This is a genomic window from Psychrobacter sp. Ps3 (assembly GCF_022129275.1).
Lineage (GTDB): Bacteria > Pseudomonadota > Gammaproteobacteria > Pseudomonadales > Moraxellaceae > Psychrobacter > Psychrobacter submarinus.
The window spans coordinates 19,420-34,958 of the sequence record NZ_JADQAL010000002.1 but is presented as its reverse complement, the minus strand read 5'-3'; the positions used below and the strand labels follow the sequence as shown (position 1 = coordinate 34,958).

At 45.1% G+C, this 15,539-nt stretch carries 13 protein-coding genes; 5 read left to right on the top strand and 8 right to left on the bottom strand.

All coding sequences use genetic code 11. The features are described from left to right. Positions 1–278: 278 nt before the first annotated feature. The gene (fur, locus tag I3248_RS00825) at positions 279–710 is read left to right on the top strand and encodes a ferric iron uptake transcriptional regulator (protein WP_238062200.1); all 432 of its coding nucleotides are present in this window, start codon (positions 279–281) and stop codon (positions 708–710) included. Positions 711–798: 88 nt separating this feature from the next. Here fur and I3248_RS00820 read toward each other — a convergent pair whose 3' ends face one another. Both I3248_RS00820 and I3248_RS00815 read right to left on the bottom strand, forming a co-directional pair. Continuing rightward, positions 799–1,920 carry a PilT/PilU family type 4a pilus ATPase gene (locus I3248_RS00820; RefSeq protein WP_201610079.1) on the bottom strand — a complete coding sequence of 374 codons (1,122 nt, stop codon included), beginning with the start codon at positions 1,918–1,920 and terminating at the stop codon, positions 799–801. Positions 1,921–2,051: 131 nt separating this feature from the next. Continuing rightward, entirely contained in the window at positions 2,052–3,089 is a 1,038-nt protein-coding gene (locus tag I3248_RS00815) for a type IV pilus twitching motility protein PilT (RefSeq protein ID WP_025646432.1), read from the bottom strand. Positions 3,090–3,746: 657 nt separating this feature from the next. On the opposite strand from I3248_RS00815, the gene I3248_RS00810 reads away from it, so the two are divergent. Then, a complete protein-coding gene (locus I3248_RS00810) occupies positions 3,747–4,457 on the top strand; it encodes a YggS family pyridoxal phosphate-dependent enzyme (protein ID WP_238062199.1) in 711 nt (236 codons plus the stop codon). Between the two features lie 343 nt (positions 4,458–4,800). Here I3248_RS00810 and I3248_RS00805 read toward each other — a convergent pair whose 3' ends face one another. Then, complete coding sequence (locus I3248_RS00805; RefSeq protein ID WP_238062198.1) at positions 4,801–6,513, bottom strand: NAD+ synthase; 1,713 nt, start codon at positions 6,511–6,513, stop codon at positions 4,801–4,803. 832 nt (positions 6,514–7,345) lie between these two features. Between I3248_RS00805 and I3248_RS00800 the strand changes: the two genes are divergently transcribed. The 3 genes from I3248_RS00800 (at position 7,346) to epmA (ending at position 10,745) form a co-directional block, all read left to right on the top strand. Further along, positions 7,346–8,482 (top strand): AI-2E family transporter, encoded by a 1,137-nt coding sequence (locus I3248_RS00800; RefSeq protein WP_025646435.1) that lies wholly within the window; start codon positions 7,346–7,348, stop codon positions 8,480–8,482. A gap of 45 nt (positions 8,483–8,527) precedes the next feature. Further along, entirely contained in the window at positions 8,528–9,634 is a 1,107-nt protein-coding gene (locus I3248_RS00795) for a 4-phosphoerythronate dehydrogenase (RefSeq protein ID WP_238062197.1), read from the top strand. Positions 9,635–9,725: 91 nt separating this feature from the next. Beyond that, a complete protein-coding gene (gene epmA / locus I3248_RS00790) occupies positions 9,726–10,745 on the top strand; it encodes an EF-P lysine aminoacylase EpmA (RefSeq protein ID WP_238062196.1) in 1,020 nt (339 codons plus the stop codon). Between the two features lie 72 nt (positions 10,746–10,817). Here the strand turns inward: epmA and I3248_RS00785 are convergent, their stop codons facing one another. The 5 genes from I3248_RS00785 to I3248_RS00765 form a co-directional block, all read right to left on the bottom strand. Next, on the bottom strand, positions 10,818–11,456 hold the full coding sequence (locus I3248_RS00785) for an NAD(P)H-binding protein (RefSeq protein WP_238062195.1): 639 nt from the start codon (positions 11,454–11,456) through the stop codon (positions 10,818–10,820). Positions 11,457–11,665: 209 nt separating this feature from the next. Continuing rightward, positions 11,666–12,115, bottom strand: a complete 450-nt coding sequence (locus I3248_RS00780; protein ID WP_238062194.1) for a YaiI/YqxD family protein — start codon at positions 12,113–12,115, stop codon at positions 11,666–11,668. Next, on the bottom strand, positions 12,115–13,464 hold the full coding sequence (locus I3248_RS00775; RefSeq protein ID WP_238062193.1) for a 5-(carboxyamino)imidazole ribonucleotide synthase: 1,350 nt from the start codon (positions 13,462–13,464) through the stop codon (positions 12,115–12,117). Before I3248_RS00775 ends, I3248_RS00780 begins: the two co-directional genes overlap by 1 nt. A gap of 207 nt (positions 13,465–13,671) precedes the next feature. Further along, positions 13,672–14,217, bottom strand: coding sequence for a 5-(carboxyamino)imidazole ribonucleotide mutase (gene purE / locus I3248_RS00770; protein WP_201600448.1), 546 nt, complete (start codon positions 14,215–14,217; stop codon positions 13,672–13,674). Positions 14,218–14,360: 143 nt separating this feature from the next. After that, positions 14,361–15,305 (bottom strand): metallophosphoesterase, encoded by a 945-nt coding sequence (locus I3248_RS00765; protein ID WP_238062192.1) that lies wholly within the window; start codon positions 15,303–15,305, stop codon positions 14,361–14,363. Positions 15,306–15,539 lie beyond the last annotated feature (234 nt).

The window sequence follows — 15,539 nt, the reverse complement described above, 5'->3', positions numbered from 1 at the left end:
CGCATCGCCACTATGGCGACTCTAGCCGGCAATCTTGAACAAATGATACGTCATTTACTTGCAATTGCCTACCACTTACGACATTATTTACGCAGTGTGTGAGGCGGATCTTAATGATTTACGTTTTAGATTCATAGACTTGTGTTAGGGTTAAAGGGTGGTACTAGCGACTAATAACTGCATTATTTTAGCTTTAAATTGTCAGTATAAGGCTAACTACTTTTAATAATGATTTCTTTATTCTTATTTGTTAAGACTTAACAGTCAGAAGGGATATTATGACGATTACCAATCAGGAACTACGTAAAGCGGGGCTAAAGGTAACCTTACCGCGTGTGAAAATATTAGAGCTGCTTGAGCAGGCAGAACGTCATCATATGAGCGCAGAAGAGGTCTATAAAGCGCTGATTGAGCAAGGAGAGGACGTTGGTCTAGCGACCGTGTACCGAGTGCTGACTCAGTTTGAGCAAGCTGGTATTGTTGAGCGCCATAATTTTGAAAATAACTTATCGGTGTTTGAGATCACTCAAGAGGAGCATCATGATCATCTGGTGTGTGATATCTGTGGCAAAATCATTGAGTTTCATAATGAGGTCATCGAAGAAGAGCAGCTCAAAGTAGCGAAAGAGCATGGCTTTAAGCTATCAGGCCACTCCTTGGTGCTGTACGGCATTTGTAATAATCAAGCATGCCAAGATAATGCTAGATAGCTGATATCCTTGCAGCAAAAAAGCAGCATCTCCTTTTAGTGGCTTATCTTAAAAAGGTAAGCTGCTTTTTTGTATGCTTTAAATAAAACTAGCTGTTATGTAAAGACAAGCTCTCACTGTTGTCGGTGAAGCTGCGTTTATTCTTTTTACTATTGAGCTTAATCTGTAGGCGCAAATCATTCGGGGAGTCGGCGTGTTTAATCGCTTCTTGGTACTCTATCTCTCCATTTTCGTATAAGTCGAATAGTGCCTGATCAAAGGTTTGCATCCCGCTATCACGTGAGCGAGTCATGACATTCTTTATCTCATGAATCTCACCCTTACGAATATAATCACTGACTAATTGCGAGTTTAGCAGTATTTCAATCGCTGCGCGACGACCTTCACCATCGACAGTAGGAATGAGCTGCTGCGCGACAATACCTTTTAGGTTAAGCGATAGATCCATAAAGGTCTGCGTATGGCGCTCGCTTTCAAAAAAGTGAATGATACGATCGATGGCTTGGTTGGCGTTATTGGCATGTAAAGTGGCAAACACCAAATGTCCTGTCTCGGCATATTGAATGGCGTAGCTCATCACTGTTGGGTTACGAATCTCACCGATCAAAATAACATCTGGCGCTTGGCGCAGAGTGTTTTTTAGCCCTGCTTCAAACGAGTGCGTATCGATACCCACTTCACGCTGAGTGATGATACACCCTTGATGCTCATGCACAAACTCAATAGGGTCTTCAACGGTGATAATATGGCCGTGCGAGTTTTTATTACGGTGGCCTATCATCGCCGCTAAAGTGGTAGATTTACCAGTACCGGTAGCGCCTACTAATAAGATAATACCGCGTTTTTCCATTGCCAATTCTTTTAAAGAAGCGGGGAGACCCAGCTCTTCAACGGTTGGAATCTTGCTTTCAATCTTACGCAGAACCATGCCCGCCATATCGCGCTGCACAAAAGCACTGACCCGAAAGCGCGCTTGCTGTGCTTCATCGGTAATGGCAAATTGACACTCGTTGGTGCTTTCAAACTCTTGTTGCTGACTGCCCGTCATGACGCTTTTGACCAGCTTCATGGTTTGCTCGCCATTGAGCGGTGTTTTACCAATCGGAAAAATCTGGCCATTGACCTTCATAGAAGGGGCGACATCAGCGGTAATAAACAGATCGGAACCGTTTTTTGCAATCATGAGTTGCAGCAGTTTTTCGAAGTCCATGGTTTTCCCAAACTATAATAATAAAATTAAAAATCTCTAAGTTAAAAAGCTATATAAATCCTTTCACAAACTGTGTTACTCATTAGCCAGTTACTGCCTAGTCTCGCAAGATACTGTGACGGCTATATGCGCTATAAAAAAGTCTCAGGCTGCTTGGCATAAGGACGCGCCACTTCCCGCGATATCGTACCTCGGCTAACTAAATTCTTTAGAGTTTGATCAAGAGTAATCATACCGTCGCCAGCACTGGTCTGAATTGACGAGTACATCTGGGCGATTTTATTTTCGCGAATCAGGTTACGAATAGCAGGGGTCCCAAGCATAATCTCGTGGGCCGCAATACGGCCGCCAGTCTGACGACGTAGCAAGGTTTGTGAGATGACTGCTTGTAGAGACTCTGATAGCATAGCGCGAATCATGTCTTTTTCAGCAGCTGGGAAAACGTCAATGACCCGGTCAATAGTCTTCGCCGCTGAGCTGGTATGCAAAGTGCCAAACACTAAATGACCGGTTTCAGCCGCGGTAAGTGCCAGCCGAATAGTCTCAAGGTCACGTAGCTCACCGACCAATATCACGTCGGGATCTTCACGTAAAGCTGAGCGTAGTGCTGGCTCAAAACCTAAGGTATCGCGGTGCACTTCGCGCTGATTGATTAAGCTTTTTTTAGACTGATGCACAAATTCGATAGGGTCTTCGATAGTCAAGATATGCTCTTTACGAGTCTCGTTGATATAATCGATCATCGCAGCTAAGGTCGTTGATTTACCAGAGCCTGTCGGACCGGTGACCAAGACAATACCGCGCTTAAAGTCTGAGACTTTTTTGAATATATCCCCCATGCCTAAATCTTCTAGAGTCAAAACAGTCGAGGGAATCGTCCGAAATACGGCTCCTGCGCCGCGGTCTTGATTAAAAGCGTTAACCCGAAAGCGTGCTAAATTGGGTATAGCAAAAGAAAAATCCGTCTCAAAAAACTCTTCAAAATCAGCGCGCTGCTTATCATTCATGATGTCATAAATGAGCTGATGCACGACTTGATGACTCATCGCCGGCATGTTGATGCGTGTCATCTCGCCATCGACTCGAATCATCGCTGGCATTCCTGCTGAGATATGTAGATCAGAGGCTTTGTGCTTGACGGTGAACTGCAATAAGTCTTCGATACTTATAGCGCTTTTTTCAGTCATGATAGGGCTTTCCTATTGATCAGTTCTTGGCAATCAGTTTTGTATAACCAGTACAATTAAGATAAGCGACTCATACGCTTACGTTAATTCGTGTAACAATATCATAACAAGACTAGGCTTATATAACCATCTGCTATATAAATAAAATGCAAAAATAGATTAGGGCGTGTTGAACATTCAAATGTGGCACTGGCGGCGGCTATTTTTCAGGCAATACGCAGTGAAATTTTCGAAGCCTAGTCATTCTAGGATAGACAATTTCGCCATGTATTGGCAAAAAAGAGCCCCGCCCCAAAGGGCTGATGCTAAAATCACCCCAAACGGTGTTGTAAACCTAGCTAAGGCCTCGACATTATCGTCGGTTTACGCCTAGTTTGGTGCGATTTTATCTATCAGCAGTCCTAATATTTGAATGTTCAACACGCCCTAATTTGATATATTTAGCTTATCTTGGTCTATAGTCTATTAAAAATAAAACTGTCATCAATTCAAATGCGCTACTGGTATAAATTTTTCTTGCGTGCTGCTATCACAGAGGCTGCGAAAAATTCACTCCAGTAGCGCTATAACACTTTTAAATTGAGTTTACTATAAGAGGCGAAAGACACCTTTAAAATGTTTACAACACCTGAGTGACTTATGAATACTGATAATCGGGCAACTGATGAATTGATAAATAACTGGCAACAAGTCAACGCAGAGGTGGCAGAGGCGTGCAAGCAAAGCCATCGCCATATAGATGATGTCAAGCTGCTAGCTGTTTCAAAGACCAAACCTGTAGAGAGGATAAAAGCTCTAGCGCAGAGAGGGCAGCGCGACTTTGGTGAGAACTATCTACAAGAAGCGCTGGAGAAAATCACTCAACTGCGAGCAGAGGCGGAGGCAGAAGATATCGTTTGGCATTACATCGGCAGTATTCAGCGTAATAAGACCCGTGATATCGCTGAGCATTTTGATTGGGTACAAACGCTTGAGCGTGACATTATTGCCAAGCGCTTAAATGATCAGCGCCCTGATAATATGACAGCCCTTAACGTCTTAATTCAACTCAATATCGATGACGAGGAGAGTAAGTCTGGATGTACGCCTGAGCAGCTACCAGAGCTGATAGCGACTGTTAAGGGGTATGAGCGCTTACAATTGCGCGGCCTGATGATTATCCCTGCCAAAGCGGACACCGACGCTTTTGCTCGCACCAAGCAGCTGTTTGATGAGGTGCGACAGGCTCATCCAGAGCTGAGCTCATGGGACACCCTTAGCATGGGTATGAGCGCTGATATGACCGAGGCGATAGCAGAGGGATCAACGATGGTACGCGTTGGCAGCGCTATTTTTGGCGCGCGTGATTAGGGTCTCTATGGTGAAGTACCGTTATTAAGCATTGTTTTAGCGTTGTTTTCGCATTGTTTTTAGCGTTATTTTAGTACTGTTACTGAGTATCGTTCTCCAACTTAGTAACCAGCAACTGATTGATTTTTAGCGGAGGCCAGCGCTAGCTCCGAGCTTGAAACAATAGCGCTCAGCGCAATTAGGATAAAGATAAACACACTAGCAGTTAGCAAGCTCATGACGTACTCGGATATAAAATGATAGATAAGTAGGGAATAAACCAAAAAAACTTATTTATAAAAACTAAAAAAGCTGGGCAAGAACCCAGCTAATGATAAAAGTGAGACGACTGTAACAAGCGGGCTTAGCCTTTAATAGACCATTTATTAACCAGTGGATAACGGCGTTCACGGCCAAAGGCTTTGTGACTGACCTTAGTACCGATTGGCGCTTGTAGACGCTTGTACTCGCTATTATCTACCATCTTGATCGTCTTGGCGACAAGCTGTGCCTCAAAGCCTTTATCGATGATTTCTTGATAGCCCATGTCTTCATCAACATAAAGGGTCAAGATAGCATCTAAGGTATCGTAGTCAGGCAAGCTGTCTTGGTCTTTTTGATCAGGGCGCAGCTCAGCCGATGGCGGACGCGTAATGACGCGCTCAGGAATAACAGGCGTGTCCTCCAAGCGATTGCGGTAACTGGCTAAATCATAAACTTGTGATTTGTACACGTCTTTTAGCACATCAAAGCCGCCTGCCATATCACCGTATAAAGTTGAGTAGCCGACCGCCAGCTCCGACTTATTACCGGTAGTAATGACCAAATGCCCAAACTTATTGGACAGCGCCATCAAGATAACGCCGCGAGCGCGCGCTTGGATATTCTCTTCGGTCGTATCGGCCGGTGATTTGTTAAATAAAGGCGCTAGCGTATGGCGAATGCCTTCAACAGCATCGAAGATCGGGCAGACGGTATAAGAGACGTTTAAGCGGCGCGCTTGTGCTTGCGCGTCCTCCAAGCTGATCTTTGAGGTGTACTCATAAGGCATCATCACCGCATAGACTTTGTCCGCACCTAGCGCATCAACGGCGATGCATAAGGTCAGTGCTGAGTCGATACCGCCTGATAAGCCAATAATTACCCCAGTAAATCCTGAGTGATTGACATAGTCGCGTAGACCAACGACTAAGGCTTGATACATCTCAGACTCACGGCTCAGACTCAAGGGCGCTTTTTGCTGAGTGTCGAATTTGGCAGTGCTGACATCTAAGCTGGCCAATAATAGCTGCTCCATAAATCTTGGCGCTTCGTGAGCGATAGTGCCGTCTGCTTGCACCGCCATCGAGCCGCCATCAAAGACTAAGTCGTCTTGGCCACCGACAGCATTGAGATATAAAATGGGCAACTGCTGCTCGCTGCTGCGTTTGGCTAGCATGGCCTTACGGTTGTCTTGTTTATCAAGCTCAAAAGGCGAGGCGTTAAGGCTAATGACCAAATCAGCGCCTTGTTTTTTGAGATCGCTGATAGGCGCTTTTTCCCATAAGTCTTCACAGATGAGCAGACCAATAGTGAGACCTTTGTAGTCGAATAAAACCTGATTACGGCCTTTATCAAAGTAACGGCGCTCATCAAAAACGCCGTAGTTTGGCAGGATTTGCTTGTGATAAAAGCCCTTTTGATGACCATTATGTAAGATAGCTGCTGAGTTAAAAGTACCATGATGATCGACATGAGGATAGCCGACAATCATCACGATGTTTTCGATGTCACTGAGCGCCGATAGCGCGCTTTTGACTCGCCCTGAAAGGCTAGGGCGCAGTAATAGGTCTTGCGGCGGATAGCCAAGCAAGGCCAGCTCCGGAAAGATAATGACATCAGCGCCTTGTTCTCGAGCTTCGATGGCCAGTTTGCGCATTTTATCGGTATTGGTATTGATATCGCCGACTAAAAAATGCGATTGCGCCAACGCAAAAGTGACATTGCCGGCAGCATTATTAGCACCCGTGTCAGCATTCGCTTGGGCATGATTAACTCCGCCTTTGTCAGCAGAATTTGAGTTGTTGTCTTTTGACATTGTTATTTTCCTATAGATATATTATCTGAGTAGTGAATGGTTATAAGTCGAGCAAAATAAAAAATGCATTGTTATTTTTTTGGGTTGTGCTCAGGGTTAGGGCTGTTATTTGCCAGCAAAACTGCTAAGCTAAAATCATTATAATTAAGCTTTTGACATCTAAAATACTAGATGCAAAAGCAGAATAACCCTAGCGCTACTCTTTAAAAGCCATCTTATCGAGGGATCGTCTGAGAGCAGTTAAAAAACGAGCACAATGCCTTTAGTATAACATCAATTACCAAACCTAAGAGAATGCTGCGGTCATTTAGCCTAGTAGATGACTGACTAGTTTTCATGATAAGAATTACAGGTTGGGTTAGATTTATCGGCTAGTTGCGCTTGTTTTAGAGGTATTGTCCTTTATCAAAAATACAGCTCCTCTTTAGTTTTGAGCAACCTTAGGCATAAAATTGTAAGTAAAAATTACAACATACTATTACTGTTCTGTAGAGGCTTATTGCATAATAGCTATCGACGATTAGGCTTGTGCTCTTACACATTATGAATAAAAGGCTTAAGCTTTTAATAAGTAAAAATCCTTCATTAAAAAGCTATTGGCTACTTCTTAATAGTTATCCTATTTGTAGTATCGTCAGGTAGCACTTTGGCTAAGATAGCGCTAGCGGGTTTATAAATAAGTACTGGCAGTACTGGCGCGCGAAACAGCAAACATACCTTATTAAGTCTGTCTTTATGAACGCTATACTTTTTAGCAGCGTCATATCGTTATATTTATACATTTTACGATAAAAATCTCGCGGTTTTTATGGTGCCTTCTTGGTTGATAGCTATGATTGAAAACTGGACAAAAGAGTTTATTATTCAGCGCTTGCTGGCGATAACGCTGTTAGTGGTATTGTTCATTCTGTGCTTTCAGGTGATACAGTTTTTTATCATACCTGCGCTATGGGCGGCCATTTTAGCTTACGTCACTTTTCCTATTTATAAGTTTTTTAATGAAAAGGCGAAGTTTAGCTCAGGCGTTAGCGCCGGCATTATGACGGTTAGCATCAGCTTAATCATAGGCGTGCCTTTGCTGGTTGGGGTGTTTATCTTGCAGCAAGAAGCGCTGAGCTTGTATAGTAATATCATCTACCGCGTCAAGGCGGGCTATCTAGATGTGCCAGACGCGATCAAAGACTTACCGGTGATTGGTCAGCAGATTAAAGACATTCTTTGGAGTATCAATAAAAACCCTGAAGGCGCGCTTGAAGCGTTTCGAACTTGGATACAGTCGCATTTGTACTATGGTAAAGTGGCATTTGATGTTGTGTTCAGTAGTTTGGCGAAGCTTGGTATGGCACTGATGACGCTGTTTTTCTTCTACCGCGATGGTAATAGCTTGATGCGCCAAATCAGACAGGCGCTGCGTAATATCATCGGTAACCGTATCGATGGCTATATCGACTCTGTCGGTACCACGACACAGGCAGTAGTCTATGGCATTGGCTTGACGGCATTGGCGCAGGCTTTGCTCGCCGGTATTGGTTATTACTTCTCTAATTCTCCGAGCCCTATCTTATTAACGATTATCACCTTTATCGTAGCTTTGATTCCTTTTGGTACACCATTTGCGTGGGGAGCGGTGTCGATTTGGCTGTTAAGCCAAGGTCACACGACAGAGGGTATTGGGCTAGCGCTGTGGGGCATACTGGTCATCAGCTGGGTCGATAATTTGATTCGGCCGATTGTTATTAGCGGCGCGACTAAGATTCCTTTTATTATTATTTTTATTGGCGTATTAGGCGGCTTGACTGCTTTTGGTTTTGTTGGTCTGTTTATTGGCCCAGTCGTGCTAGCTATCGGTTTGGCTGTGTGGCGAGAGTGGATTTCTAATCATAAAAATGAGATCTTTGCCTCGCAAGATGTGGTACTGTCAGGTGATGGCATTGTCGCGCTAATAGATAAGCCGGATAGCAAAAGCTAAAACGCGCGGTAAACTTATACTCCCTATCTTAAAAGAAGCCTAACTATGTCTAATGCTAAAGCTGATAAAACGGCTACTTTGACTATCATTGCCGATAGCAACATCGCAAGCCTTGATGAGTTTTTTAATGCGCAGACGCTTGGCAAAAACACTCAGCAAACGGTCAACATCATTCGCGTAGCAGGGCGTGAGATTGACGCGCAATTGCTCGCTGCTCATCAGCCCGACGTGCTGTTAATCCGCTCTGTCACGCCTATCAATGAGTCGCTATTAGCGGATAATCGTAGCGTGACATTTATCGGTTCGGCTACTATCGGCACTGATCATGTTGATCAGGCCTATCTGAGCGCGCGTAATATTCATTTTGCGAATGCAGCAGGCTCTAGCAAGCATTCAGTGGCCCAATATGTGCTCACTGCGATTTTGACTTTGCGGCCAGAGTACTGGTCTAAGAGCATAACCTTAGGGATTATCGGTTTAGGTAATATCGGCAACACATTGGCGCAATACGCCACTGACTTAGGCTGGCAAGTGCTCGGCTATGACCCTTTATTGCCGCCGTCGAAGTTCAATAATGCAAGCTTTGAGCAGGTGCTACAAAGCAATGTCGTCAGCTTACATGTGCCTTTAACGGATAAAAAGACTAGCGACTATCCTACCTACCATATGATCGATATGGCAGCTTTGCAGAAGATGCCTACCGATACGTTACTTATCAATAGTGCCCGTGGACCGGTAGTTGAAGCGTCAGCGCTAGCAGCGGATATCGAGCGTAGCCATCGGCAAGTGGTGCTCGATGTATTCGAGCATGAGCCGCAAGTGGCTGAGTCATTACTCGGCAAGCTTGCTATCGCCACACCGCACATCGCTGGCTATAGCCTAGAAGGTAAGCTACGCGGTACGCAAATGATCTACGATGCGCTATGCGATGAGCTCAAAATTACACTTTCTCAGTCTATGCACAATTTGCTGCCAGATAACCTATATCTGTGGTCAGAGCTAAAAGCCAATTCTGATAAACTAAATAGATTCTACGATATTAAACAAGACGATGAGCAGCTGCGCGCGACAGTTAAGGATGGGCAAGTAAATGGTCATGACTTTGACCAGCTCAGGCGCGACTATCATCTGCGCCGTGAATGGCAGTCATAACACCAGTAAATTCGCCATAAAATAGTAACCAGTTAACATTCAATGAGCATTGAAAATAGCCGATTAGTAGTAAACAATAATGAGTATCACTATGTCAGATGATAGGCGCACTGATAAGCCCGCTTACGCCCCAACCATGACCTTAGAGATGGCGCGTAGGCGTGGGCAGATGCTAGTGGCGATTCGTCAGTTTTTTGCTCAGCGCCAAGTGTTAGAAGTACAGACACCGCTCCTCTCACAAGCCGCGAATACCGATACTTTTTTGCAGTCAGTTGCTGCTCGGGTCACTTATCAAGATAAACCGCGACCCTTTTATTTGCATACTTCTCCTGAATTTGCGATGAAGCGTTTACTTGCCAGCTGGCAAGTGGCGATTTATCAGATTTGCTCGGTATTTCGGGACAACGAAATCGGCTCGCGGCACAATATCGAGTTTACGATGCTAGAGTGGTATCAGCCGCACTATAGCTTGAACGATTTGGCTGGAGAGTTGGGCAAGCTGCTAGAAGCGCTGTATGGCTATCCGGTTATTATGAATCATTACCGTTACATTGATGCGTTTATGGATCATGTCGGTATTCATCCGCTAAGCGCTAGCCTTGAGGCGCTAAAAGCGGTAGCAGAAGATAAGGGGCTGGCGAATATAGATATCGCGCCGCCAGAGCCACTTGCGGTAGATAGCGAAGAGATGCGGCAAGGCTGGCTTGATCTGTTGTTTAGTCATCTTGTGGAGCCTAAGCTCGGTCATGATTTGCCCACACTGATTATCGATTATCCGCCCGCTACAGCGGCGCTAGCCAAAACCTGTCTCGATAAAGAAGGTAACCTGATTGCCAAACGCTTTGAGCTTTATATAGACGGTATTGAGATTGCGAATGCTTATGATGAGCTAGCAGATGGGCAAGCTTTGAGGGAGCGTTTTGAGGCGGATAATAGGCAGCGCGTAGCGCATGGTTTGGCGCAGATGCCGATAGATGAGTACTTACTAGCAGCTTGCGATGATTTGCCGCCGTGTAGCGGCATAGCGTTAGGAGTAGATAGACTGCTTATGGTGCTCACTGGCGCTGACAAGCTCTCAGAGGTGATCGCGTTGCCAAGTGGTTTGGCGTAAATAAGAAAAGGATAAGTTCAATAACTTATCCTTCTTTATCGAATTGCTCTTGTTTTAGACAAACGCTAGCGTTTATACACTGGCAATCGCTTCTTTGATAGCGGTCTCGCCATTTTGGATGTTAAAGACCTTTTTGCTAGTATTATCGGCATTTAATACCGCAACCAAAGTCGCTGCGACATCTTCGATAGCATTTTCACCGGCTTCATCTTTGTCGATAGCGATTTTGCCTGTGCCAGCTCGCTCTTTTAGCGCACCTGCCTGCACGATAGTATAATCAAGGCTGCTATCATTGACCAACCACTGATCGGCGTAGTGCTTACCGATATAATAGCCTTTTAGATCTTTAATGCCTTCGTTATCCCACTTGCTGGTGTCTAAAGAAAACACAGTGCTGAGCATGATATAGCGCTTAATACCTTTGTCTTGCACCGCTTGCATTGTCTTTACCGCACCATGCAGATCCACTTCTAATATCTCTTTGCCGCCGGAACCTGCCACAAAGTATACCGCTTCTATATCATCCTCTAGCTGCTGCTGGATGTTGTCTTTGTCAGCCATAATATCTAAATCTAGCTGAGTATAATTATCGTCAGAGAACAGCTGCTCTTCTTGACGAGTGGTACCGATGACTTGATGATTCTCGGCTAGCAGTTGTTTAACTAAGTCACTACCAACACGGCCACTAGCGCCTATTACTAAAATTTTCATATACTATCCTATTTTTATTTATTAATTTTCTTAAAATTCTGAATTTTGTTTAAGTGTTTACTTTGTTTACATGTTTTAAGAAATTAAAAATAGCATAACAAAAATAGATAGTATCTTGGGTAAGCGTAAGTGCCTATTACATAGTGTTTGGTAGCAGAGTGTATACGCTTTGTAAAACAAGCAAGTCATGTAAAAACTTGCTTGGAGCTTTAGCGTACCAAACGATTCAGACCGTCGGCAAAAGCTTTTTTGTCGCGCTCGCCATAAGGTTTTTGGCCACTCATCTCTTGTAGCTCTAACATTCCCGTACCGCGCATAGTATCCATAAAGTCTCGCATATTGAGCTTTTGCTTGATGTTGTTTTTATTATAAACCATCCCGCGCGGGGTCAAAACCATTCCGCCTTTCTCGAGTATGTCATTCGCTAAGGGAATGTCGCTAGTGATAGCCAAATCACCTGCCTGAATCTGCTCAACGATATAGTCATCGGCTTTATCAAAACCATGCGGCACGACCGTCATTAAAAGCAGCGGTGATTTACGCAGCTTAATAGGTTGGTTGGCGACAAATATCGCCATGGTTTGCGTGCGCTCAGCGGTCTTGATAATCAAGTCTTTGGCAACGATTGGCACCGCATCAGCGTCCACCCAGATCTGCATTATTTTTTGGCCTTGTGATTGGTTTCTTTAACTGTAGGACTGCTATTAGTAGCAGCGGTTTCGCTAGCTGCTGAAGTGGTTTGCGTCTTATCCTCACTTATAGCGCTAGCCTCAGAATTTGCGTATTCAGTGTTAGCGGCTAGTTCGGTGGTTTTATCTAATCCGACTTTGTTTGGCAATACTGTGACAAGCTTAGCTAAAGCAGGGTCTAAATCAGCCACGTCGTTTGGCATCAAGGTAATATGAGCGATTTTACGATCTTCACGCTCTTCTTTATGATAGCTGTGATAGTGCGCGCCATCGATAGCGAGCGCGTCCTTGATATCAGGGTATTGTCCTAAAACATTGACCATAATCGCTGGATGAATATTGTCAGTATCGCCCAATGGCAAACCTACGACCGCACGGATATGATTCTCAAATTGACTAGTAATCGCCCCCTCAATGCTCCAGTGTCCAGAATTGTGCACGCGCGGCGCGATCTCATTGGCTAGCAGATAGTCGTGACCTTGCGCGTCTTTACTGACGAAAAGCTCAAGCGCCATGACGCCGACATAGTCGAGATGATTCATCAGCGTAGTCATCGCCGCTTTTGCCTTAGGAAATAAGTGGCTTGTGCCGACAGCTGGCGCTCGAGTCTTGGCGAGTATACCGTGATGATGATGGTTTTCTACCAGCTCATAACAGCGCACCTCTCCTGCTTGTCCACGCGCTGCAATGATGGACACCTCGCGGCTAAAGTTGATAAAGCCTTCAGCGATCAACGGTGCAGGAGTAGGGGTGAGACTACCTTTACCCGATACCGCGTCTTTGAGCGCTTGCCAAGCTGCTTTAATGTCGCTGTCTTCTTTGATGACATATTGACCTTTGCCATCATAGCCGCCGCGGCTGGTCTTCAAAACGATAGGCAGCCCTAAGTCTTGGCAAGCTTGCTGCAGCTCGGCCAATGAATGCACGGCCCTAAACGGCACTGTGGCGATATCTAGCTCATTGAACATCTGCTTTTCTTTTAGGCGATCTTGCGCGACATCTAGAGCGATAGGAGGCGGGAACATGCCTTTATTTTTACCTGATTTTGCTAGATTGGCGAGCTTCTGTACGGTTTGTGCCGGTGTGTTCTCAAACTCGAGAGTAAAAACGTCAGCGGCGGCGATAAAGTCCTCTAGCTGTTCGCTATGATAAACCGTACCGTAAAGGCTGGCTGGACAAGCGGCATTGTCCTCCAAAAACACACACTGATAGCCAAGCGGCAGAGCAGCTTCAGCGAGCATCATGCCGAGCTGGCCACCACCTAAGATACCGATGGTACGAATAGTTTGAGAAGTAGGATAGGCATTGGCGGTGGTCATAACAGGCTCTTTTATTTAGCAATGGGTACAGTGAGTTGGGTTTTCTAGGGATTTAAAATAAGCGATTTGGAACAGAGTAAAAATAAGAAAAGGTGCGCTATCGTTATAGGCACCTTAGGTTTAGTTAAACGCATCTGATAATAAATATCAAGTGAAACGACTGAAAAAGCGATTTTCTAATCATTTAGCTGCTTTGTACACTAACTATCAGCTATTAATGATACCAGGCGTTGGGCTAGCTAAGATAGTCTGTGTTTGCTGCTCTCTAAGCTCATGTAATTTATTAGCGATTGCTTCATCATGTAGCGCTAGTATTTGAATAGCTAATAACGCAGCGTTATAAGCGCCCGCGGTACCAATGGCTAAAGTGCCGACAGCGACGCCCTTTGGCATTTGTACGATAGAGAGCAGACTATCCCAGCCGCTGAGCATAGAGGACTTCACCGGTACGCCCAATACGGGTAGGGAGGTTTGACTAGCGCACATACCAGGCAGATGCGCTGCGCCGCCTGCGCCTGCAATGATCACCTGTAAGCCTTGGTCTTTGGCACTTTTAGCGTAGTCAAATAACCTATCTGGCGTACGATGAGCGGAGACTACTTCACAAGCAAAGGCAATATCGAAATCCGCTAATAGCTGCGCGGCCGCGCTCATAGTGGCCCAATCAGACTGCGAGCCCATAATGATACCGACTTTTGGCTGACCGGCTGGGGAGGCAATAGGGCTTGGTTGTTCGACAGGTGGTGTGCTCATGATGCAATATCCTCAAAAAGCCCATCATACAAAAGTTTCCCTACTGCCGTAAAGACAAGTTTTTATAATAAGCTGATAGATGTAAATGATAAGGTTTTCGGCTTTATTAACGCTAGTAGACTTAGTAATGAACTATAAATCATCTACTCATGACGGTATTGCACAAAATTAGCATTATCTAGCGGCAATGGCTGCTCAGTATCGAGCTGATAACACGTCAAGTAGCCACTATCGACCGCCGCTGAATAATCGATACAGACTACCTGCGGGCTCAGCAGCTGCGGCTCACCGGTTAGCCAGTAGTGACCCACAAATACAGGCTTATCGGTCTTGAGGGCGAAGTCGATATTTTCAGCTAGCGCATCTTTTGGGATTTGCGCCAAGCCTGATTGGGGCGCCCGTGCTACTTCATGAAGGGTTTTTTTATTCAGCTCATCAAGCCACCAACGTACGCGGACTCGTGAGCGCTCAGTGCCTTCTTTATCAACCATGACTAAACCCTCAGGCAGCGGCGTCTCTACCCCTTTTAACACCCGCTCTAAGGCGTCAAAATGTACACTAGGCTGCTGCGAGGTCATGACCAACGCATTTTTTGTTAGGCAATTATCAGCGGTCAGCAAGGGTTTGAGTATCGCCATACTATCAACATCCCAGCAAGCATGGACAAAACAGGCGTAGTCAGTCTCAAGCCAAAGCGGAATCTCATAGAGGCGCTCAAGCCAATAGTGGTGGCTGGCAGAGTTAAACGGCGCTTCTGCCAAAAATGCTTCATGCTGGCGAGTATGCAGCTCAGTATGCGAGCGCAAATACTGAGCCTCGTTATTAGGATCAAGCGTTGCATAAGCCAGTGCATTGTATTCATGATTACCCATGACAGCGTCAGCAACATCAGCATCGAGCATCGCAAAGACGATCTCGAGCGTCCGTAGTTGCTGCGAGCCACGGTCAATCAAATCACCAATAAATAAGGCGCGGTGGTTGGCAGGTGGTACGTAATACTCACCATTATGCACATAACCCAACTGAGTCAATAACCCAGCAAGTTTATCTGCATAACCATGAATATCACCAATAATATCTATAATCATAATGGCTAATCTAATTTATCTCATATAGGGCGTGTTGAACATTCAGCCATGGCACTGACAGAGACTATTTTTTAGACGATTCGAAGGTAAAAATAGTAAGTTTAGTCGTTCTAAGCGTCTATTTTTACCAATGAAGCGGCAAAAAAGAGTCCTGTCCCTACGGCTGATGCTAAAATTGCGCCATACTGCGTTGCAAATCTAGCTAAGGCATATGCATTATCGTCGCTTTGCGCC

Bases quoted from the DNA above. Each gene is read 5' to 3' on its own strand.
- I3248_RS00800 (WP_025646435.1), top strand. From the start codon at position 7,346: ATGATTGAAAACTGGACAAAAGAGTTTATTATTCAGCGCTTGCTGGCG.
- I3248_RS00820 (WP_201610079.1), bottom strand. From the start codon at position 1,920: ATGGACTTCGAAAAACTGCTGCAACTCATGATTGCAAAAAACGGTTCC.
- I3248_RS00780 (WP_238062194.1), bottom strand. From the start codon at position 12,115: ATGCAGATCTGGGTGGACGCTGATGCGGTGCCAATCGTTGCCAAAGAC.
- I3248_RS00805 (WP_238062198.1), bottom strand. From the start codon at position 6,513: ATGTCAAAAGACAACAACTCAAATTCTGCTGACAAAGGCGGAGTTAAT.
- fur (WP_238062200.1), top strand. From the start codon at position 279: ATGACGATTACCAATCAGGAACTACGTAAAGCGGGGCTAAAGGTAACC.
- I3248_RS00775 (WP_238062193.1), bottom strand. From the start codon at position 13,464: ATGACCACCGCCAATGCCTATCCTACTTCTCAAACTATTCGTACCATC.
- I3248_RS00785 (WP_238062195.1), bottom strand. From the start codon at position 11,456: ATGAAAATTTTAGTAATAGGCGCTAGTGGCCGTGTTGGTAGTGACTTA.
- I3248_RS00765 (WP_238062192.1), bottom strand. From the start codon at position 15,305: ATGATTATAGATATTATTGGTGATATTCATGGTTATGCAGATAAACTT.
- purE (WP_201600448.1), bottom strand. From the start codon at position 14,217: ATGAGCACACCACCTGTCGAACAACCAAGCCCTATTGCCTCCCCAGCC.
- I3248_RS00795 (WP_238062197.1), top strand. From the start codon at position 8,528: ATGTCTAATGCTAAAGCTGATAAAACGGCTACTTTGACTATCATTGCC.
- I3248_RS00810 (WP_238062199.1), top strand. From the start codon at position 3,747: ATGAATACTGATAATCGGGCAACTGATGAATTGATAAATAACTGGCAA.
- epmA (WP_238062196.1), top strand. From the start codon at position 9,726: ATGTCAGATGATAGGCGCACTGATAAGCCCGCTTACGCCCCAACCATG.